The organism is Faecalibacterium sp. Marseille-P9590 (assembly GCF_017377665.1).
In the GTDB taxonomy this organism is placed as follows: domain Bacteria; phylum Bacillota; class Clostridia; order Oscillospirales; family Ruminococcaceae; genus Faecalibacterium.
On the sequence record NZ_JAFREF010000003.1, the window covers coordinates 1 to 20,873 of the forward strand.

Annotated in this window: 19 protein-coding genes; 1 reads left to right on the forward strand and 18 read right to left on the reverse strand. The window is 60.0% G+C overall.

Features of this window, described 5'->3' with window-relative positions:
• Positions 1–452 precede the first annotated feature (452 nt).
• From J3349_RS04895 to J3349_RS04950, 12 genes are all read right to left on the reverse strand, one after another.
• The gene (locus tag J3349_RS04895; RefSeq protein WP_207676649.1) at positions 453–1,361 is read right to left on the reverse strand and encodes a CPBP family intramembrane glutamic endopeptidase; all 909 of its coding nucleotides are present in this window, start codon (positions 1,359–1,361) and stop codon (positions 453–455) included.
• Complete coding sequence (locus J3349_RS04900; RefSeq protein WP_158395165.1) at positions 1,358–1,669, reverse strand: heavy metal-binding domain-containing protein; 312 nt, start codon at positions 1,667–1,669, stop codon at positions 1,358–1,360. The genes J3349_RS04895 and J3349_RS04900 overlap by 4 nt, the downstream gene beginning before the upstream one ends.
• Positions 1,650–2,303, reverse strand: coding sequence for a MerR family transcriptional regulator (locus tag J3349_RS04905; protein ID WP_207676650.1), 654 nt, complete (start codon positions 2,301–2,303; stop codon positions 1,650–1,652). Before J3349_RS04905 ends, J3349_RS04900 begins: the two co-directional genes overlap by 20 nt.
• Before the next feature lie 109 nt (positions 2,304–2,412).
• The gene (locus J3349_RS04910; protein ID WP_158395167.1) at positions 2,413–3,600 is read right to left on the reverse strand and encodes a DEAD/DEAH box helicase; all 1,188 of its coding nucleotides are present in this window, start codon (positions 3,598–3,600) and stop codon (positions 2,413–2,415) included.
• A 161-nt stretch (positions 3,601–3,761) separates the two neighbouring features.
• Entirely contained in the window at positions 3,762–4,070 is a 309-nt protein-coding gene (locus J3349_RS04915; protein ID WP_015564687.1) for an HU family DNA-binding protein, read from the reverse strand.
• Positions 4,071–4,209: 139 nt separating this feature from the next.
• Positions 4,210–7,461, reverse strand: coding sequence for a carbamoyl-phosphate synthase large subunit (gene carB / locus J3349_RS04920; RefSeq protein WP_207676651.1), 3,252 nt, complete (start codon positions 7,459–7,461; stop codon positions 4,210–4,212).
• A gap of 1 nt (position 7,462) precedes the next feature.
• On the reverse strand, positions 7,463–8,572 hold the full coding sequence (locus J3349_RS04925; RefSeq protein WP_149795202.1) for a carbamoyl phosphate synthase small subunit: 1,110 nt from the start codon (positions 8,570–8,572) through the stop codon (positions 7,463–7,465).
• 32 nt (positions 8,573–8,604) lie between these two features.
• On the reverse strand, positions 8,605–9,198 hold the full coding sequence (gene pyrE / locus J3349_RS04930; RefSeq protein WP_158395170.1) for an orotate phosphoribosyltransferase: 594 nt from the start codon (positions 9,196–9,198) through the stop codon (positions 8,605–8,607).
• A 143-nt stretch (positions 9,199–9,341) separates the two neighbouring features.
• Positions 9,342–10,259 (reverse strand): dihydroorotate dehydrogenase, encoded by a 918-nt coding sequence (locus J3349_RS04935; protein WP_207676652.1) that lies wholly within the window; start codon positions 10,257–10,259, stop codon positions 9,342–9,344.
• Entirely contained in the window at positions 10,259–11,029 is a 771-nt protein-coding gene (locus tag J3349_RS04940) for a dihydroorotate dehydrogenase electron transfer subunit (protein ID WP_207676653.1), read from the reverse strand. Before J3349_RS04940 ends, J3349_RS04935 begins: the two co-directional genes overlap by 1 nt.
• On the reverse strand, positions 11,010–11,876 hold the full coding sequence (gene pyrF / locus J3349_RS04945; RefSeq protein WP_207676654.1) for an orotidine-5'-phosphate decarboxylase: 867 nt from the start codon (positions 11,874–11,876) through the stop codon (positions 11,010–11,012). Before pyrF ends, J3349_RS04940 begins: the two co-directional genes overlap by 20 nt.
• Positions 11,877–11,924: 48 nt before the next feature.
• Positions 11,925–13,115: a dihydroorotase gene (locus J3349_RS04950; RefSeq protein WP_207676655.1), complete on the reverse strand. Its 1,191-nt coding sequence runs from the start codon at positions 13,113–13,115 to the stop codon at positions 11,925–11,927.
• 485 nt (positions 13,116–13,600) lie between these two features.
• Between J3349_RS04950 and epsC the strand changes: the two genes are divergently transcribed.
• The gene (gene epsC / locus J3349_RS04955; protein ID WP_158395173.1) at positions 13,601–14,275 is read left to right on the forward strand and encodes a serine O-acetyltransferase EpsC; all 675 of its coding nucleotides are present in this window, start codon (positions 13,601–13,603) and stop codon (positions 14,273–14,275) included.
• Positions 14,276–14,315: 40 nt separating this feature from the next.
• Here epsC and J3349_RS04960 read toward each other — a convergent pair whose 3' ends face one another.
• The 6 genes from J3349_RS04960 to J3349_RS04985 form a co-directional block, all read right to left on the reverse strand.
• Complete coding sequence (locus J3349_RS04960) at positions 14,316–14,723, reverse strand: DUF3842 family protein (RefSeq protein WP_207676795.1); 408 nt, start codon at positions 14,721–14,723, stop codon at positions 14,316–14,318.
• A gap of 5 nt (positions 14,724–14,728) precedes the next feature.
• Positions 14,729–16,117 (reverse strand): Sapep family Mn(2+)-dependent dipeptidase, encoded by a 1,389-nt coding sequence (locus tag J3349_RS04965; protein ID WP_158401986.1) that lies wholly within the window; start codon positions 16,115–16,117, stop codon positions 14,729–14,731.
• 78 nt (positions 16,118–16,195) lie between these two features.
• Positions 16,196–16,678 carry a small multi-drug export protein gene (locus J3349_RS04970; RefSeq protein ID WP_158389374.1) on the reverse strand — a complete coding sequence of 161 codons (483 nt, stop codon included), beginning with the start codon at positions 16,676–16,678 and terminating at the stop codon, positions 16,196–16,198.
• A 10-nt stretch (positions 16,679–16,688) separates the two neighbouring features.
• The gene (locus J3349_RS04975) at positions 16,689–17,441 is read right to left on the reverse strand and encodes an exodeoxyribonuclease III (RefSeq protein WP_207676656.1); all 753 of its coding nucleotides are present in this window, start codon (positions 17,439–17,441) and stop codon (positions 16,689–16,691) included.
• Between the two features lie 19 nt (positions 17,442–17,460).
• Positions 17,461–18,837, reverse strand: coding sequence for an MATE family efflux transporter (locus tag J3349_RS04980; protein WP_207676657.1), 1,377 nt, complete (start codon positions 18,835–18,837; stop codon positions 17,461–17,463).
• A 474-nt stretch (positions 18,838–19,311) separates the two neighbouring features.
• Positions 19,312–20,586: a folylpolyglutamate synthase/dihydrofolate synthase family protein gene (locus tag J3349_RS04985; RefSeq protein WP_207676658.1), complete on the reverse strand. Its 1,275-nt coding sequence runs from the start codon at positions 20,584–20,586 to the stop codon at positions 19,312–19,314.
• Positions 20,587–20,873 lie beyond the last annotated feature (287 nt).

Genomic DNA, 20,873 nt, shown 5'->3' on the forward strand with positions numbered 1-20,873 from the left:
CGAAAATAGGTTCCGTTACAAGTTTTTCGATATTGTTCAATTTTCAAGGTCCTGTAGCGCCTCAGCCTTGCGGCTGACGACTTGATTATTTTATCACAGAAGTGATTTTTTGTCAAGCTCTTTTTTCGAAGTTTTTCGTTTCTTATCGAACTTGGAGCGTTCTCTGTTTCTCGGCGCTGACCGGAACTTTCGGACGTCTATTGGTTCTTTTCGCTTTACTTCCAGCTGAGACTCAGAAGTCATTCTTTTGTCTCAGCGCTTGGCGCTCAAGTATAATACCATATGCCGGGCCACTTTGCAAGCCTTTTTTACATTTTTTTCGCCTTTTTTTGCACTTTGTATACATCAGCCAGTTTTTCGCTCAGTTTCAGGGGATGTTTTGACCTTTCTTCCACCATTTCTGCGCAAAAACAGCCGCCGCACAAAAAGTGCAGCGGCTGTTGCCTTGGGATTCAGTTCTTTTCTTCCTGTTTCATCTCCCGCAGGGTCAGCCAGACCGCTGCTGCCAACATCGGCAGCGCGGCAATCAGGCCAATGGGCATGGGTCCCAGTACATTATAATAGGCATCTGCAGGGGTGACCAGCACCTGCGGCAGTGCTGCAATGGCATTGAACGCTCCATGCGCAATGGCAGGCACCCAGATGCTCTCCGTTTTTTCATAGAGAATATCCAACAGGGTGTTCAGGGCAAAGCAGACCACGCACCACACCACCAGACCCAGCAGGGGTGCGCCCAAGTAATTGGTGCCGTATTCGTAGCCCACCAGCAGCATCAGCGGCCAATGCCAGATGCCCCACACAACGCCGCCCAGCAGGCGGCCATTCAGCAGACCGAACCTCTCCTTCAGGCGGGGCATCATGTAGCCGCGCCAGCCGACCTCCTCGCCCAGCGCGGGGAACATATTGATGGCTGGGGCAAGAAGCACCGCAACCAGCCCGTTTTGCAGCAGATAACTGAGGGTGGAGACCCCCAGCTGGCTGCGCAGGGTCTGGGCGTCCATCTCGCCGCCGTAGGCGGCTACCAGCCAGCTGCCGGAAAAGTCCAGCCGGGAGGGGAACACCGCAAAATACAGCACCGCGCCCAGCAGGGTGAGCACCGCCGGGCCGAACCATGCCGCCAGCCAGAACCATCGCTTGCCCTGCACCTTCCAGCCGATGCCTGTGGGCTGGCGGAGCCAGACCTTCTGCACCAGCAAAGTCGCCGCCAGCGGACAGAGCATACATACGACCAACAATGCCTGATAAATTGTAGCATTGCCATCCCGCAGCAGTGCCATGCACCCGCCGATCTGGCACAGCCATGCCAGCCCAAATGCAAACAGGAAGTAAAGGCCGAAGCCCTGTTTTTCTTTTGCCGTCATACAAACTTCACCGCCGTTCCGTAAGCAATGACCTCTGCCGCGCCCTGCATGACGCTGGCCGAAGCGTATCGCATCCCGACAATGGCATCCGCGCCCAGAGCTTCGGCGTCCTTGACCATACGGCCGGTGGCGATCTGCCGGGCCTCGGTGAGCATATCGGCGTAGTCGGTCACCTCGCCGCCCACAAGGGTGCGGAAGCCGGCCATCATGTCGTGGCCAAGGTTGCGGCTCTGCACTGTGCTGCCACGCACCACGCCCAGTGCCTCCAGCTTTTTGCCCGGGATCTCGTTAATAGTTACGATAAGCATCTTCTTCTCCCTTTCCGATCTCTTCGATTCGATCCAGCAGCACCTTCAGGGTGCCCACGATGCAGCCCGCCGGAATGCCGAACATCACCACCAGCAGCGGCAGCGGTGGAGCATCCTGCGGGTCGGTGTAAACCGCCCAGCCCATGGTGGCCATTACAAAGGCCATCATGGCCACAAAAAGGGTAGCACCAATGCAGGCGCCCCGGATGCGGCGGGTCTTTTGGTCTGTACGTTCAATGTTCACAAAGGTCACTCCCTGTTCTTCCCGTGCGGTCAAGCGCGCAAGCGTCTGCTCCACATCCAGTTGTTCCAGAGGGCCGTTCTCCTGTTGCAGCAGCGTGCAGAAACCGATTGCCTCCTCCAAGTCGGCGCGGCGGCTGCGCAGACGTTCCAGCTGCTGACTCATACCCTCGGCCAGCGTGCGCTGCCCTTCCAGCATCTCCCGGATCTCTGCCAGCGGCACGTCCAGCTTGCGCAGCAGCTTGATGCGGCGCAGACGCTCCACATCCGCCTGCGAGTAGCTGCGGTAGCCGTTGCCCGGCTCCCGACTGGGACTGATGAGCCCCTCCTCCTCGTAAAAGCGGATGTTCTTTTTGGTCACGCCGACGGCGGCTTCCACTTCGTTGATCTTCATGGGTCACGCCCCCCTCCTTACGGGAGTATTCTACACCTTCCACAAAGGGGAAGGTCAAGCCTTTTTGCAAAAAGAGCCGCCACACAAAATTGTACAGCAGCTCCTTCCTTTAAAAATAGCACTTGATCTGGAACCGGTCGGCGTTGTCCTTCTTTTCCTCCACCACGATGTGCTCATGGTTGAAGTCGAAGTGCACCGGGGTGCACAGGTCGGTGTTGCGGGTCAGGCGCAGCAGCTCCTGCACCCGCTTCTTCTCCTCCGGCACATAGAACAGATAGCTCACGCCCTCCTTCTTTGCGCGGCCTGTGCGGCCGATGCGGTGAGTGTAATGCTCATTGTCGCCGGGGACATCGTAATTGATGACAGCATCCACATCTGAGACGTCGATGCCGCGGGCCGCCACATCGGTGGCTACCAGCACATTCAGCTTGCCGTCACGGAAATTCTGCATGATGCGGTTGCGCTCATTCTGGGAGAGGTCGCCGTGGAGGCAGTCCACAGAGAAGCCCAGACGGGCCAGCTGGTTCGCCAGAGCCGCCGTATTGAATTTAGTATCGCAGAAGACCATGACCCGCTTGTAGCCCTCCCCAATGATGATCTGGGCCAGATCGGACAGTTTGTTGCGTCCGGAGGTCTCCAGCATATACTGGGTGATCTTGGGCTGGCTCTCCTCTTTGGGCTGGACAGTGATCTCCTCGGCGTCCTTCTGATACATCCAGCCGATGTCCATCACCTCGCGGCTGATGGTGGCCGAGAACATCGAGAGGGACTTGCGGGCCTTCATCAGGCCGATGATATGCTTCACGTCCTTATAGAAGCCCATATTCAGCATCTCGTCAGCCTCGTCGAGGACCACCTGTGTCACATGGTCGAGGTCGATATTGTGGTGCTTGTAGTGGTCCATGAGGCGGCCTGGGGTCGCCACCACGATCTGACAGCCCTCGGCGAGGCGCTTGGCCTGCTTTTCCATATTCGCACCGCCGTAAACGCAGACTACCTGCACTTCCGGCATAAAATAGGTCAGCCCGGTGAGTTCTTCAGCGATCTGCTGGGCCAGCTCACGGGTGGGGGCCAGAATAACGGCCTGCGGGGCCTTGAGAGCCGGGTCGATGTGCTCGGCCACCGGGATGCCGAAAGCGCAGGTCTTGCCAGTGCCGGTAGGGGCCTTGGCGATGACGTCACGCCCGGCCAGCATGACGGGGATAGTCTTTTCCTGCACCTCGGTCATTTCCGCAAAGCCCATCCGCTCTACGGCCTTATGGATGGCCTCGCTGCACTGTAATTCGCTGTAAAGCATGGATTCCTCTACTCCGTTCTTTTTCTTTTCTCTTCCGCGCAATGCCCTCTGAGGGCCGCTTTTCGTTGTGATATGCCCAGTATACCATGAAAATCGCATTCTGTCAGCAAAAAAGCGCCGCATCCCGGGTCAAGGATGCGGCGCTTTTGGTTCAGGTCCTATCAGGCAGTCTCTTCGACGCTCTTGGCAGCACGGCCAGACTCAAGCTTCTGCTTGAAACGACCACTGGCCTTGAAGCCGGGGATAGAGGTAGACTCCAGACGGCTGGAGACCTTGGTCTTGGGATTGGTGTAAGCCTTCGGCTTGCGGGGACGCATCTCAAAGCGGCCAAAGCCAGCGATGGTGACCTTTTCGTCGGCACGCAGGCAATCGGCGATCTGGTCAAACAGTGCATCCATCGTGGTCTCGACCTGAGCTTCGGTAAAGCCGGTCTTGCGTGCCACGGTTTCGATCATCTGGGAACGAGTCATGTATCTATATCCTCCTGGAACGTCCAAAAGTAACGTCTTTTGGCAAATTTTGCGTTGTTGAGTATAACAAATGCAGCCCCTCATTACGAGGGGCTGCGCACAAACGGTATATTTTTGCGCACGAAGTAATGGGGCGGGATTATTTTTTATGATACAGCGTTGCAATATCCACCAGCGGGATGTCCTTCATGCTGTGGTCGCTGCGCAGGCAGTTGACCAGAGCGTTGGCGGTATCCACGGCGGTGATGCAGGGGATGCTGAGCTCCACGGCCTTGCGGCGCAGGCGGACGGAATCGCGTTTGGGGTCGCGGCCCTTGGCACTAGTGGAGAAGACATAGTCCACCAGACCGCTCTGCAGCAGGTCCACGATATTCGGCGCTTCACCGGACATATTCCGCACCTCGTTGCAGGGGACCATGTGCTTGTTGAGCCATGCACATGTGCCGGAGGTGCCGTAGAGCTTATAGCCCATGTTCTTGAGCTTCCAGGCGATGTCCACGAACTCAGGCTTGTCGCTGTCCTTCACGGTGAAGATGCAGCAGGAAGCCGGGCCGGGGGTCTTGAAGGTGTAGCCCGCGCCGATAAGGCCCTTGAGCAGGGCGTCGTGGAAGTTGGGAGCAATGCCCAGCACCTCGCCGGTAGACTTCATCTCAGGGCCGAACTGGGTATCGACGCCGTGGAGCTTCTCGAAGCTGAAGACAGGCACCTTGACGGCCACATAGGGGGCGTTGGGGTGCAGACCGGTGCCGTAGCCCATATCGGTGAGCTTCTCGCCGAGGCAGCAGCGGACGGCCAGATCGACCATCGGGACGCCGGTGACCTTGGAGATATACGGCACGGTACGGGAGGAACGGGGGTTGACCTCGATGACGTACACTTTGCCGTTGGAGACCGCATACTGGACGTTGACCAGACCGGTGACGTGGAGCTCACGGGCAAAGCGGCCGGTATAGTCCACCATGGTGTCGATCTCGGCCTGAGTCAGGTGCTGGGCCGGGTAGACGCAGATGGAGTCGCCGGAGTGGACGCCGGTGCGCTCCACCTGCTCCATGATGCCGGGGATGAGGTAGTTCTCGCCGTCGCAGATGGCGTCCACCTCGCACTCGGTACCCATGATGTACTTATCCAGCAGGACGGGGTGGTCCATATCGACGTGCTCGGTGATGACGCCCATGTACTCGATAACGTCGGCCTTCGTGTAAGCCACGATCATGTTCTGACCGCCGAGGACGTAGGAAGGACGCATCAGAACAGGCAGGCCGATCTCGTCGGCTGCGGCCAGAGCCTCTTCCAGATTGAAGACAGTGCGGCCGGGTGCGCGGGGGATGTTGCAGCGCTCCAGCAGCTCATCGAAGCGCTCACGGTCTTCGGCCTCGTCGATGGCATCCGCCGGGGTGCCGAGGATGGGCAGACCGATCTCGTCCATATGCTTTGCCAGCTTGATGGCAGTCTGACCGCCAAACTGAACAACGCAGGCGTCGGGCTTCTCGGTCGCGATGATGTTGTCCACGCTCTCGGGGTTCAGCGGGTCGAAATACAAGCGGTCGCCGGTGTCGAAGTCAGTGGAGACCGTCTCGGGGTTGTTGTTGACGAGGATAGCCTCACAGCCGTGCTTCTTGAGGGTCCAGACGCAGTGGACAGAGCAGTAGTCGAACTCGATGCCCTGACCGATGCGGATGGGGCCGGAACCGAAGACGAGGACTTTCTTTTTCTTGGGCTCGCCCTTCTCGGCGGCCTTGGCCTCCTTCTCCGCGATGAACTCGGCGGCTTCGTTGTCGCCGTCGTAGGTGGAGTAGAAGTAAGGGGTGTTGGCCGAAAACTCAGCGGCACAGGTATCGACCATCTTAAAGCCGGCGCGGTAGTTCTCCACGGGGAGCTTGTCCACCTTGGCCAGACGCTTGATGGTCTTATCCTGGAAGCCGTACTTCTTGGCTTCCTTATACTGGGCCTCGCTCAGAACGCCCTCGCACTTGGCCAGACCCTTTTCGAGGTCTGCCAGATGCTGCATCTTGTCGAGGAACCACCAGTCGATCTTGGTGATGCGGTAAATGGTCTCGTGGTCGATGCCGCGCTTGAGGGCCTCATAGACGCAGAAGACGCGCTCGGCATCCTGCACATGCATGTGGTCCACGATCTCGTCGTCGCTCAGCTCCTCGAAGGGCTTGTGGGTCAGGGTGTCCATGCCCAGCTCGATGGAAGAGACGGCCTTCATCATGGCAGCCTCAAAGCTGTTGCCGATGCTCATGACCTCACCGGTGGCCATCATCTGGGTACCCAGAGACTTGTCGGCGTAGACGAACTTATCAAAGGGCCACTTCGGGTACTTGACCACGATGTAGTCCAGCGCAGGCTCGAAGCAGGCGCAGGTCTTGCCGGTGACGTCGTTGGTGATCTCATCCAGAGTGTAGCCGATGGCGATTTTGGTCGCCACCTTGGCGATGGGGTAGCCGGTGGCCTTGGAAGCCAGAGCAGAAGAACGGGACACACGGGGGTTGACCTCGATGACCGCGTAGTCAAAGCTGTCGGGCTTCAGGGCAAACTGGCAGTTGCAGCCGCCCTCAATGCCCAGCTCGGTGATAATGTCCAGCGCAGCGGTACGCAGCATCTGGTACTCGTGATCGGTCAGGGTCTGGGAGGGTGCCACGACCACGGAGTCACCGGTGTGGATGCCGACAGGGTCAAGGTTCTCCATGTTGCAGACGGTGATGACGTTGCCCTTGTGGTCGCGCATGACCTCGTACTCGATCTCTTTCCAGCCCGCAATGCACTTTTCCACCAGGATCTGATGGATGGGGGAAAGACGGAGGCCGTTGGTGCCGATCTCAATGAGCTTTGCCTTGTTCTCGCAGATGCCGCCGCCGGTGCCGCCCATGGTGAAGGCGGGGCGGACGATGACCGGGTAGCCGATGCGGTCGGCGCAGGCCAGAGCGTCTTCCAGCGTCTCCACGACCTCAGAGGGGATGATGGGCTGATGCAGCTTTTCCATCGTCTCCTTGAACAGCTCGCGGTCCTCGGCGCGGTCGATGGTCTCGGGCTTGCAGGCCAGCAGACGGATGCCGGTACGGTCGAGGTAGCCGGAGCGGGCCAGCTCCATGGAGAGGTTCAGGCCCATCTGGCCGCCGAGGTTGGGCAGCACGGAGTCGGGCTTCTCGATGTCGAGGATGCGCTCCACGACCTCGAGGGTCATGGGCTCGATATAAACATGGTCGGCCACGTCGGGGTCGGTCATGATGGTAGCGGGGTTGGAGTTGAGCAGAACGGTCTCGATGCCCTCTGCTTTCAGGGCGCGGCACGCCTGGGTACCGGAGTAGTCAAATTCAGCAGCCTGACCGATGATGATGGGGCCGGAGCCGATGACCAGCACTTTTTTGATTCTGGGGTCCTTAGGCATTTCAGCGTGCCTCCTTCTTTGCTGCTTTGACGTTGTTCAGGAAGCGGTCGAACAGGAACTCGGTGTCCTTGGGGCCGCCGTTGGCTTCGGGGTGGAACTGGACGGTGAAGCAGTTCCACTTCTTGTACTTGATGCCCTCGCAGGTGCCGTCGTTGGCGTTCACCTGGGCCACCTCACCCATCTCGGCGGGCAGCTCATCGCCCACGACTGCATAGCCGTGGTTCTGGCTGGTGATGAAGGTGCGGCCCGACTCGAAGTCGGTGACGGGCTGATTGGCGCCGCGGTGGCCGTACTTGAGCTTCATGGTCTTGGCACCGGCGGCCAGAGCGGAGAGCTGGTGGCCGAGGCAGATGCCGAAGGTGGGGATATTCAGCTCAAAGATGTGCTTGAGGTTCTCGATGACCTCCACCGGCTCGGCGGGGTCGCCGGGGCCGTTGGAGAGCATGATGCCGTCCGGGTCCAGGGCAGCAACTTCCTCAGCGGTGGCAAAGGCGGGCATGACCGTCACCTTGCAGCCGCGCTTGACGAGGCAGCGGATGATATTCCGCTTGCAGCCGTAGTGCATCAGTACGATATGGGTCTCACCCTTCTCGTTGTAGACCTCGGGTTCTGCACAGGTGACGCTCTTCACGGCGTCGGTGACGGCGTAAGCGCGGATCTCTTCCAGCAGCTTATCCGTCTCGGCTTTGTTGGCCGGGTCAGCGGGGTCGAAGGTGGTCAGGATTGCACCGTTCATGACGCCGCTCTCCCGGATGATGCGGGTGAGGTGGCGGGTGTCGATGCCCTCGATGCCGATGGTATTGTTTTTCTTCAGAAAGCTGTCCAGCGTCTCCTCACAGCGCCAGTTGGACGGGGTCTGGCAGGCCTCGCGGACGATATAACCCTTGGCCCAGATCTTATCCGACTCCATGTCGTCCTTATTCATGCCGTAGTTGCCGATGAGGGGGTAGGTCTGGGTGATGATCTGGCCGTAGTAGCTGGGGTCGGTCAGCGTCTCCTGAAAGCCCACCATGCCGGTGGCAAAGACGACCTCGCCCACGGTGACGCCCTCAGCGCCCACCGACTGGCCGGCAAAGACCATGCCATTTGCCAAAAGAAGATATGCGTTCATTAGATACTCCTCGCTTCAACACGCCTGCGCGTTTACAGGGTCTGCTTGGCTTCCTGCTTCATCTTGCGGCTGCCCAGATGCACCAGAGGCAGCTTGCCCTCCTTGCAGATGGGGCACTCCTCGGGGGCGTAGTTGGGCAGGTCCAGCTTGAGAGCGCTGGCCACGATGGGGATGGGAGACGGAGCCTCGGGCTTGGTGCGGTCCACCACGCAGGTGATGCCCATGCAGACGCCGCCGGCCTCTTCGATGACACGCTTGGTCTCCAGAGAGGAGATGCCGGTGGTCACGACGTCCTCAGCAATGAGGCACTTCTCACCCGGATGGATGGCGAAGCGCTTCAGGGTCATCACGTTGTCCACGCGCTCGGTGAAGATAGCGCGCTTGCCGGTCTGGCGGGCCAGCTCGTAGGCGTAGACGATGCCGCCCATGGCAGGTCCGACGATGACATCCACGTCCATCTCCTTGATCTTATCGGCCACAGCCTTCATGACCTCGGCACAGCGGTCGGGGTACTGCTGCAGATATGCCATCTGGCAGTATGCGCTGGAATGGCGGCCAGAAGACAGCAGGAAGTGGCCTTCCAGAAATGCGTCACAGCTCTTCAGAATTTCAAGTGCTTCACTCATGGTATTTTTCCCTCTCTATACTCTGTTGTTTTCGTTCATGCGGTATTGTACCACGCATTTTGTCAAAACGCAAATTTATTCATAAATTTTAAGAATTAATGAATATTTGCAAGTCATATACGTTTAATCTCTGTTTTATTCGCTCAGCGTGCGCAGCCGCGGATCTCGTCCAGCGTCTTGACGCCGTGGGCGTCCATCCAGGCCGCCATTTCTTCGGCGATGGTCTCCATGGCGCGGGGGTTGGCGAAGTTTGCTGCACCCACCTGCACCGCCGTGGCACCGGCCATGATGAATTCCAGTGCGTCCTTACCGGTGGCGATGCCGCCGAGGCCCACGACCGGGATGTTCACCGCGCCGACGGCCTGCCAGACCATCCGCAGGGCGATGGGGCGCACCGCCGGGCCGGACAGGCCGGCAAAGATGTTGTCGAACACCGGGCGGCGCTTCTCCAAATCGATAGCGCAGGCCTGAAAGGTGTTGGTCAGGCTGATGGCGTCCGCACCGGCGGCTTCCACGGCCTTGCACATCTCGGGGATGTTCTCGGCCTGCGGGCTGAGCTTGACCATCAGGGGCTTTTTGCAGGCGTCGCGGACCATCCGCACCACCTCACCGGCAGCTTCTGCCTTGACGCCGTAGGCCATGCCGCCCACCTTGACGTTGGGGCAGGAGATGTTCAGCTCCACGATGTCCACACCGCTCTCGCTCAGCATGGCTGCGCCCTTGACATACTCTTCCTCGCTGTGGCCGCCGAGGTTGGCAATGGCCACCGTGCCGTACTTCTGCTTGAGTTCCAGCATCTCGCCCAGCTCCACATCAATGAAGTGCTGGACACCGGGGTTTTGCAGGCCGATGCTGTTGATGAGGCCCGAGGGCGTCTCCCACAGGCGCTCGCCCTTGTTGCCGTACTGGCCGTGCAGGGTCAGGCCCTTGCCCGAGATGCCGCCGATCTTGCTGAAATCAGCCAGCTCTTCGTATTCCACGCCGTAGCCCACCGTGCCGGAGGCCCCGATGATGGGGCTGTTCATGGTAAAGCCCAGCAGGTTCGTTTTCAAGTCTGCCATCAGAACACCTCCGCTGCATCAAACACAGGGCCATTCTTGCACACGCTCTTGCCCTCGCCGCTCCTGGTCTCGCAGGTGCAGCCGAGGCAGGCACCGATGCCGCAGGCCATCTTCTTTTCCAGACTGACGAAGCAGGAAGTCCCCTTCTCCGCGCAGAGGCGGGCGGCATTCCGCATCATGACCGTGGGGCCGCACACCAGCACCACATCGTAATCCGCCGGGTCATACAGCTGGGTGACGAAACCGTGGAAACCCACCGCGCCGGTGTCGGTGGACACCTTGACGATGCCCGCGATGGAGCGGTACTCTTCCATGCAGTAGGGCTTATCGCGGAAGCCGAAGAAGACGTCCGGCTTGACGCCGCCAGCCGCCAGCTCCCGGGTGAGCTGGTACATGGGGGCGGTGCCGATGCCGCCGCCCACGACGGCGATCTTCTGATACTTGCTCAGGATGTCGGCCACATCGAAGCCGTTGCCCATGGGGCCGGTGAGCTGGAAACTGTCACCCTTTTTCAGGGCAGTCAGCTTGCGGGTCCCCTCGCCCACGACGGCGTACAGGAACTCGACGGTCTGAGTCTCGGCATCCCACTTGTGGACGCTGATGGGCCGGGACAGGAAGGGAGCTTCATCTGCGCCCCAGGCACGCAGGGTGAAGAACTGCCCCGCGTGGGGGGCATGCTCGCGGTCCGGCCAGAGGGCGGTCAGCAGGCGGATGTCGTCCGCGATGACCTCATGGCGCAGGACAGTGGCCTCACAGCAGGCTGCACGCATGGGCAATGGCCTCCTTCATGTTCACACACTCGTTGTAAGCGGCCTCGTCGAAGGCTACACCCGGCTGCTTCTTGTAGGCCAGCAGGATGCCGCGGCTGGAGTTGACCACGCCGCCGTTGCCCTTCGACAGATACTGGGCGATGTCCTCGGCCTTGCCGCCCTGTGCGCCGTAGCCGGGGATGAGGAAGAAGCTATCCTGATACTTTGCACGGATCTCGGTAGCCTCCTCGATGTGAGTGCCGCCGATGACCAGACCGATGGAAGAGTAGCCGTGCTCACCCATGTAGTCCTTGCCGAGGGCGTTCAGCTTGTCGCCCACGAGGTCGTAGACGTGGCGGCCATCGGCCAGCTTCTCATACTCGAAATCCTTTGCGCCGCCGTTGGAGGTGCGGCAGAGGACGAACATACCCTTGCCCTGCTTCTCTGCGTAGGGCAGATAGGGGCTGATGGAGTCCAGACCCATGTAGGGAGCCAGCGTGACAAAGTCGGCCTCAAAGTCGCCGGTGAAGTGGCCCATGGCGTACATCTCAGCGGTCTTGGCGATGTCGCCGCGCTTGATGTCGGCGATGACCGGCACACCGGCCTCGCGGACAGCCTTCAGGGTGTCGGCATATGCCTTCAGACCTTCGAGGCCAAGAGACTCGTAGTAAGCGATCTGCACCTTGTAGCAGCCCGCGACGGCCTTGGTGGCGTCGATGAGCTTCTTGTTGAAGCGGACGATGTTCTCGCCCTTGGAGAGGGTGCCGTCCACGAAATCTGCGGGCAGGTAGCTGAAATCGGTGTCCAGACCCACGCAGACCGGGCCGCGTGCTTCGACTGCTTCGTAAAGCTTATCCATGTTCGTCATTTGGGGTTCCTCCTGTTTGTCTCTCTTTTATATAAATGTATTTGCAGCTTATTCTTCTGCCTGATAGGTCAGCTCGCCGCCCTTGACCGTGGCGCAGACCCTGCCGTAGAGCTGCGCACCGTCGAAGGGGCAGTTGTGGGACTTGGAGTGGAGCTTGTTCTTGTCCACGGTATAGGGGGTGTCGAGATCTACCAGCACAAAGTCGGCGTCATAGCCCGGCTCGAGCTGACCCTTGGCAAGGCCCAGAATTTCCGCCGGGCGGGTGCTCATGAGGTGGCTCAGCAGCTCGAGGGGAAGTCCCTCTTCCTTGCAGAGCTTGGTGTAGCAGACGCCGAAAGCCGTCTCACTGCCCACCATACCGGCCATGCCCTTGAGCTTGTCTTCCTCGGAGTGGGGCGCGTGGTCGGTGGCGATGGCGTCCACCACACCGCTGCGGATGGCGTCGATGAGGGCCTGCACATCGTCGGCGGTGCGGATGGGCGGGTTGACGCGGTAGTCGCAGGTGTCATTGGTGAACCAGAGATGGTGGGGCGTCACCTCGCAGGTGACAGGTGCGCCCCGCAGCTTTGCCATCTGGATAGCCTCGATGGCGCCCCGGGTGGAGACGTGGCACATGTGCAGGCGGGTCTGATAGTACTCGCTCAGCCAGCAGTTCCGCACCGTCTCGATGTCCTCGGCCAGCCGATAGTCCCAGGGGCTGATCTCCATATCCTCGGCGTGGCTCATCACGGTGATGTCCCGCTGGGTGCAGATGGCGAACGCCCGGGCCATGGTGGCGTTATCCTGCACACCGTGGCCGTCCTCGGTGATGAACCTGACCGAAGCGGGCAGGGTCTTGAGGTGGTCGATGGTCTTGCCGTCGAAATCCTCGGTGATGGAGACGGTCTGGTTCACGTCGCACAGGCCCACCTCAGCGGCCTTCTGTTCCACCATCGCGGCCTGTGCTGCCGAAGAGCAGACAGGCTTTGTGTTGGGCATCAGGTTCACGAAGGTGTAGCCGCCTGCGGCTGCGGCGCGGCTTCCCGTTTCAATGTCCTCTTTGTACTCGAAGCCCGGCGTGCGCCAGTGGCAGTGCAGGTCCACGAAAGCGGGCAGCACGGTCAGTCCTCCGGCGTCCAGCACCGTTTCGTTTTCTCCGGCCAGTGCGGCCAGGTCCTGACCGACGGCGGCGATCTTTCCGTCCTTTACATACAGCTCCACAGGCCGGCCCTCGGCGTTGACAGCGTTGATGAGCAGCATAAGATTACCTCCCTGTCTGTGTTCGTCTGGTTTCATCGTCCGGGTGTGTCTGCCCTCAGAAGGGCAAAAAAAAACTTTTCCCAGCAAAGGGAAAAGTCAGCACATCAAAAAAGGAAACACTGGAGCCACAGCAAAAACGGCTGCAAACTGATTTTCCAGTTTTGCACGCATCATCTTGGCCTTCATGCTCCCGTCTCCTTTTCTATCCGTTCTTTTTCGATATATTTTAGCATAGAAGCGCAAAATGTGTCAATGCTTTTGACCTCATTTCCATGTGAGAAGGTTTGCATCCGTAAGCCTCGAATTTTAGCTACTCTACCGAAAAGTCCCTCTTCTCCCCCGCCGCCAGCGCCCCTGTGCAAAAAAATCCTCATTTTCGTTCTTATATCCTACCATTTCACTGTACATTAAAGTTTAGATGTGCTATTATAAAGTCTATCAGAGAGGGGCCGCCATTGCGGGCGGCAAAATGGAGGTTTTCTATTATGGGTCTTTTAGAGGACGCGCGGAACATCCAGCGCAAGGACCCCGCAGCGCGCAGCGTGCTGGAGGTCATACTGCTTTACCCGGGCTTTCACATTCTGGTCTATCACCGCATTGCCCACTGGCTGTTCGAGCACAAGCACTTTTTCCTCGCCCGCTGGGTCAGCCAGCGGGGTCGGCATAAGACCGGCATCGAGATCCACCCCGGCGCGAAGATCGGCAGCTGCCTGTTCATCGACCACGGCATGGGCATCGTCTTCGGCGAGACGGCGGAGATCGGCGACAACTGCACCATCTACCACGGCGTGACCCTCGGCGGCACCGGCAAGGACACCGGCAAGCGCCACCCCACCCTGGGCAACAATGTCCTTATCGGCGCTGGTACCAAGGTGCTGGGTCCGGTGTATATCGGCGACAACGCCCGCATCGGCGCGGGCAGCGTGGTGCTCAAGAACCTGCCCGCCAACTGCACCGCCGTCGGCGTCCCTGCCGAAGTGGTGCGCATCAACAACAAGGCCATCAACCCCGCCGACGACCTCGACCAACAGGACCTGCCGGACATCATGGCCCAGCGTCTCATCGACCTCGACCGCCGCATCGGTCAGCTGGAAAAGGCCGCACAGGGCGATATTCCCCCCACGGCCCAGCAGGTGGCCGCACGGCAGCGCAAGCATTAAAAAACGGAAGCTTTCCCTCGGGAGAGCTTCCGTTTTTCTTTTATCGTATCAACTCTTTGACCTTCTCCACCGCTGCTGCTACCAGCTGGCCGATGGGCTGGTCCGGCACACCCACCACGATGTTATCACAGTGGTTGATGGGGATGAGCACCCGCGCTGCACTGCTCTGGCAGACCGCCGCCGCCATGGCCGGGGTGATCTCGCCCAGCAGCGAATCGGCGATGACGATGCCGATGGGGCCGACGATGATGTCCGCCCGGCGGCAGTTGACCACCACGGCATTTTCGCCGGTGGCGGCGCGGTGTGCGCCCGCCTTGAGCATGGCCGAAGCCGCGATGCTGTTGGTTCCTACGGCGGTCAGCTCGATGTCCGGGCATCCGGCGGCAAGCGCCGCCGTCAGCTGACGGCCAAGACCGCCGCCCTGCCCGTCAATGACTAAGACGCGCACCCGGCTCAAAAGTCGATCTCCTCCAGCCGCAGCAGAGCGATGATATAAATTTTCAGGGCTTCCAGCAGCTTGTCGATGGGAGCGGCCTCGTTAGCGCCGTGCATCGGGCCGCCGAACTCGGGCAGCACCATATCGCTGTGCTCCGGGCCAAAGCTGACAGCATAGGGGAAGTGGCGGGCGTAAGTGCCGCCGCCCATGGTGAAGGGCGTTGCGTTCTCGCCGGTGACTTCGTTGTAGGTGTCGATGCAGGCCTTGATGGCGGGGGTGTCAGCCTCGATGTAGAAAGGCTTTGCGCTGCCCACATCCGTCAGCTCTGCGCCGGTGCCGATGGCGGCACGGATCTGCTTTGCGATGGTGTCACCGTCGGTGCAGGTGGGGTAACGGCTGTCCATGGTCTGGACCATCCGGCCATCCACCATGGACATCTTGCCGCCGATGATGGTCAGCGGGCCGAAGGGTCCGTCGGCACAGTCGATGCCGAGGCCCACGCCTGCGGTGGAGTCGTGCAGCTTCTTGACGGCTTCCAGATAGGCACGTTCGGCGTCGTTGCAGAGGTCATTGTCCAGCAGGTAGTTCACCACCAGACCGATGGCATTGACAGTGCCTTCCGGCATGGCAGCGTGGCCGGACTTGCCCCAGCCGCGGATGCGGACACCGTCGCCTTCCGGCTCGAGGGTGATGTTGGGGGCGTTGCGCAGCTTGGTGATGTCGGTGGCCACGAGAGCGCTGGCGCGGTCAGGCACAGCGTTGGTGGCGACGCCGCCCACGAAGTCCTTGATGACGCCGTTGCAAACGGGGCTGACCAGCTTGCCGTCGAAGTGGCCCTTCTCGCCGTTGCAGACCGGGAACTCTGCGTCCGGGGTAAAGCAGAACACAGGGGCCGGGTAGTTGGCGAGGTAGTAGTCCACATCGTGCATGTGAGTCTCCTCGTTGTCGCCGACGAGGGCGCGGATGGGATAGCGCAGGGAGACGCCCTCCTCTTTGAGGAACTTCAGGGCGTACAGGGTGGCGACCATGGGGCCTTTGTCGTCAGCGACACCGCGGCCGATCATCCACCCGTCGCGGATCTCCATCTTGAAGGGGTCTTCCGTCCAGCCGTTGCCCTCCGGCACCACGTCCACATGGCAGATGGTAGCCAGATACTTCTCGGCATCGGCACCGGCCAGCTCGGCGTAGCCGATATGGTTCTCGCAGTTGCGGGTCGCAAGGCCCATGCCTGCGGCCAGCTCCAGCGTCTTGTCCAGCGCGGCACGGGGGCCTGCGCCGTAGGGTGCGCCCTCTTCCGGGGCACCCTCCACGCTGTTGATGGACACCAGCGTGGCAATGTCTTTCAGGATCTGCTCTTTGTTCGCCGCAACAAATGCGTCGATCTTCTGGTTCAAAGCCTCTTGCATCTTTGATTCGTCCTTTCTTTGTCTTTACTCAAGACACGCTGTTGTTATTCTAGCACACTTTGCGATGGAAAACCAGCCTTACACCGCAAACAGACCGCTCAGCGCTCCCAAAAGACCTGCGCTTGCCAGACCCATGATGATCCCAGCCAGCAGCACGCCGCCCATGCAGGCGATGAGCACATCTTTGAACTTCATGTCGAGGATGGACGCAGCCAGCGTACCGGTCCATGCGCCGGTACCCGGCAGCGGGATGCCTACAAAGAGCAGCAGCGCCGCCACGAGGCCGCGCCCGGCCTTGGCTTCCAGCGCACGACCTCCTTTTTCGCCCTTGACGATGCAGAAACGGCAAAAGGGGCCGATGATGGGCTTGTGGTAGCCCCAGATGAGAACTTTCCGGGCGAACAGATAGATGAACGGAACCGGCAGCATGTTACCCACCACACAGACCAGATAGGTCGGCAGGATGGGCAGGCCCATCCCGATGCCCACCGGGATGGCGCCGCGCAGCTCGATGAGGGGCAGCATTGAGATAAAGAATACGATGAGATAGCTTTTGAGCATAGAGCCCTCCTTATAAGTCGATGTCCAGCTCTACCGGGCAGTGGTCGGAGCCAAACACCTCGTTGTGTATCTCGGCGGCTTTTATCCTGTCCGCAATGCGGTTGGAGACGATGAAATAGTCGATGCGCCAGCCCGCGTTCTTCTCCCGGGCGTGGAAGCGGTAGCTCCACCAGCTGTATTTCACCTCGTCCGGATGGATGGCGCGGAAGCTGTCGGTGAATCCCGCCGCCAGAAGCTCGGTCATCTTGGCCCGCTCCTGGTCGGTAAAACCGGCGCTCATCCGGTTGGTCCTGGCATTTTTAATATCAATTTCCTGATGGGCCACGTTCAGATCGCCGCAGAGGATGACCGGCTTTTTGGCATCCAGCTCCAGCAGGTAGGCGCGGAAGGCGTCCTCCCATGTCATCCGGTAGTCCAACCGCTTCAGGCCGTCCTGACTGTTGGGGGTGTAGCAGTTGACGAGGTAAAACTCCGGGTATTCCAGCGTCAGCACACGGCCCTCGTGGTCGTGCTCTTCAATGCCGATGCCGGTGGTCACGCTCAGCGGCACGGTCTTGCACCAGCAGGCTGTGCCGGAGTAGCCCTTCTTCTCCGCCGAGTATGTATATTCCGTATAGCCCTCGGGGGCGAAGTCGGCCTGCCCAGGCTGCATCTTGGTCTCCTGCACCGAGAACACGTCCGCGTCCAGCGCGGCGAAGCTCGCGGCAAAATCGTGGGTCAGACAGGCGCGCAGCCCGTTCACGTTCCAGCTGATGAGTTTCATGTAACGTCCCTTTCTGTTGTCAGGCCTTATATTTTTCTTTCCAGACGCCGCTGCGGAATCGGGTCACGAAGCAGGTCACGCGGCAGACCCAGTCCACCACCATGGCGATCCAGACGCCGATGGCACCCATGCCCATCCGCACACCGATGATATAGCTGAAGCCCACACGCCAGCAGGCCATGCTAGCGATGGAGACGATCATCGTGAACTTGACGTCGTTGGCGGCGCGCAGAGCGTTGGGCAGCACGAAGGAGAGAGGCCAGAGCAGCATTGCAAAGCCCGCGTGGATGCAGGCCAGGATGATGGAGAGCTCCATCGTCTCGCCCGAAAGCTCGTAAATGCCCACCAGAGGCCGGACAAAAATCAGGATCAATCCATTCAGCACACCCATGACGAGATAGGCCCAGCCCAGCAGCTTCTTTGTATAATAGATAGCCTGCTCGTTATCCCCTGCGCCGATGCAGCGGCCCACGACGGTTATCATGGCAAGGCCGATGGCCTTGCCCGGGATGCAGCCCACACCATCGAGGTTGTTGGCGACGGCGTTGGCGGCGATCTGGACGGTGCCGAAAGTGGAGATCATGCTGACCACGACGATGCGGCCTGCCTCGAACAGACTGTTCTCAAAGGCCGACGGCACGCCGATACCGAGGATGCGCTTGGCCATACCGGTATCGAGCTTAACGGTCTTCGGCACCGTGAGGGCATGGCCTTTCTGGTAGCAGCGGCCCAGAATGAGCACCGCCGCGATGACACGGGAGACGACACTGGGCCATGCAACGCCATCGACGCCCATTTTCAGGCCGAAGATGCAGACCGCGTTGCCCACGATGTTGATGATGTTCATGAGGACGCTGATCTGCATGGAGATCTTGGAGTTGCCCATGCTGCGGAAGAGGGCCGCGCCCGCGTTGTACAGCGCGAGGAAGGGGTAGCTCAGGGCGGTTATTTTAAGGTAGAGGACGCCGGCGTCCAGAACGTCCGCGTCGATGGAGCCGTAGCAGGCGCTTATCATGGGTCGGGCGAAAAGGATGCAGAGCGCAGCCACCACAGCACCCAAGACAGCGCTCAGCAGGATGAGCTGGCCCGCACTGGCATTTGCCTTTTCCTGCTCCTTCGCGCCCAGATACTGGCTCACCACCACCGCGCCGCCGGTGGCCAGCGCCGCGAACAGCACGATGATGAGATTGTTTATCATATCCACGAGGCTGACGCCCGAGATGGCCGCCTCGCCGCAGCGGGAGACCATCATGGTGTCGGCCATGCCCACCGTCACGGCCAGGAACTGCTCGATGAGCAGCGGCCCCACCAGCCGCAGCAGGTCTTTCTGGGAAAACAGCGGCGTCCGCCCGTTGAACCAGCCGGCCTTTTCGCCAGCTGACGCGTTTTTTACCATCTATATTCTCCTTTGTCGTTTGCAATATCACATCTGTTTTTCATTTCAGCGCAGACTTCTCATTTTACGCTATCATCTTAGCACAGCCTTCTCCGCCGTGCAAGAGCCGGAGAGCAGCTTACGAAAATTTATAGTGTTCTTGTTTGAAACACCCCGCCGTTTCGTGCTTCGTCAAATTGCCGGTGAATCTCTCCGGGATTTGTGCGTTGTGCCAAAAGTACAGCATTCCGCCCCTTTTTTGAAAGTTTTTTCAAAAAAAGGCTTGTAATTTTTCTGTAATCGTGCTATTGTTGTATCCAACACGGGCAGGCTGTTGGATACATAGCATCCTGCCGCCCTTGTTTTTCTTCTTGTTTTTACCTTCTTATTATTGCTATTTTCTTCATTTACCTTCTTATCATTTACCCTGCTTGCCCGAAAGGGCAAAAAAGCGATGGCCCACCTGCACTGGGCCATCGCTTTTCTTTTTGTCGTTTATTCTGCGGTCAGCCGGGCAAACGCCTGCCGGACATCGCCGGAGAAGTAGAGAGTCCCCAGCGCACACACCGGGCCGTCACCGCCCAGCTCCACCGCGCGGGCGACGCCCGCCGGGATGTCCGCCGCTGCCTCAGCCTTTCCGCCCCGGGCGCGGATGTGTTCTGCCAGCGTCTCAGCGGGCATGGCGCGGGGCGTGTGGGCCGCGACCGTGACGAACCGCTTTGCCAGCGGCAGCAGCAGTGCCAGCATCTCGTCCACATCCTTGTCGGCCATGATGCTGAGCAGGAAGACGAACTTCTGCCCCGGGAAGCGGTCCCGGAGGCTCTGGACGGTGGCCCGCATCCCGTGGGCGTTGTGACTGCCGTCCAATAGAAAAGCGGGCGAATGCCGCAGCAGCTCGAACCGGCCCGGCCAGCTCACCTGCTCGAGGCCGGTGCGGATGGCGCTGTCGGGGATGTTCCATCCCCTGCCCCGCAGCACACGGAGGGCCGTGATAGCGAGGGCGGCGTTTTTCGGCTGATAGCTGCCGATGAGGGGCAGACGGACACCGTCCAGCCCATCGAAATCAAAAGTGACGGCGTCGAGGTCGCCGCCCTCCACTTTGAGGCGGGAGAGATCCACCACTGTGAGAGGCGCGTTCTGCTCCTTGGCCACACGGGCGATGACAGCGTCCGCTTCCGGCACACCGCCGTAACTCACCACCGGACTGCCCGGCTTGATGATGCCAGCCTTGGCGGCGGCGATGTCCGCGATGGTAGGGCCGAGTTCTTTTACATGGTCCATGCCCAGCGCCGTGATGACCGCGCACTCGGGCGGGTCGATGACGTTGGTTGAGTCCAGCGTACCGCCGAGGCCCACTTCCAGCACCACGATGTCGCATTTTTCTTCCGCGAACCAGAGCATCCCCAGGGCCGTGATAATTTCGAACTCGGTAGGGACGTCAGCCATGGCGTCTGCCGCCGGGCGGACTCGCTCCACCAGACGCACCAACGCGTCATCGGGTATCTGCTCGCCGTTTACCTGAATGCGCTCGTTGAAGCGGTTGATAAATGGCGAAGTGTACAGGCCCACCCTATACCCCGCCGCCTGCAGGCAGGACGCCAGCATGGCGGCAGTGCTGCCCTTGCCGTTGGTACCCGCCACATGGACGAAGCGGAGCTTCTTGTGGGGGTCGCCCAGCGCCGCCAGCAGAGTGCGGGTGCGGCTGAGGCCCGGCTTGTGGCCGGCCCACTGGACAGCGTGGATGTATTCCAAAGCGGATTCGTAGTTCATAGAAACGCCTCGTTTTATTTGTTTCATTTTTAGGGAAGCGGCTGCGCGCGCCGGTGGCGCGGATTTGGTTCTCTTTTTCGGTCAAATGGCAATGCGCTCCGCGCGGGCCAGAGGTAGGGAGGGGTGTTTCGAATCCCCCCTCCCTACCTCTGGACTCCACTCTCCCCGCAACGAGTTAAGGGCTGCACGCCCTTAACGATTCCAAAGATGAGGTCGAAACGGAAAAAAGCTAGTCGCTGCGCTTAACGCTTTTTTCTCGTTTCTCCAATTTGCTGCTTCGCAGCAGA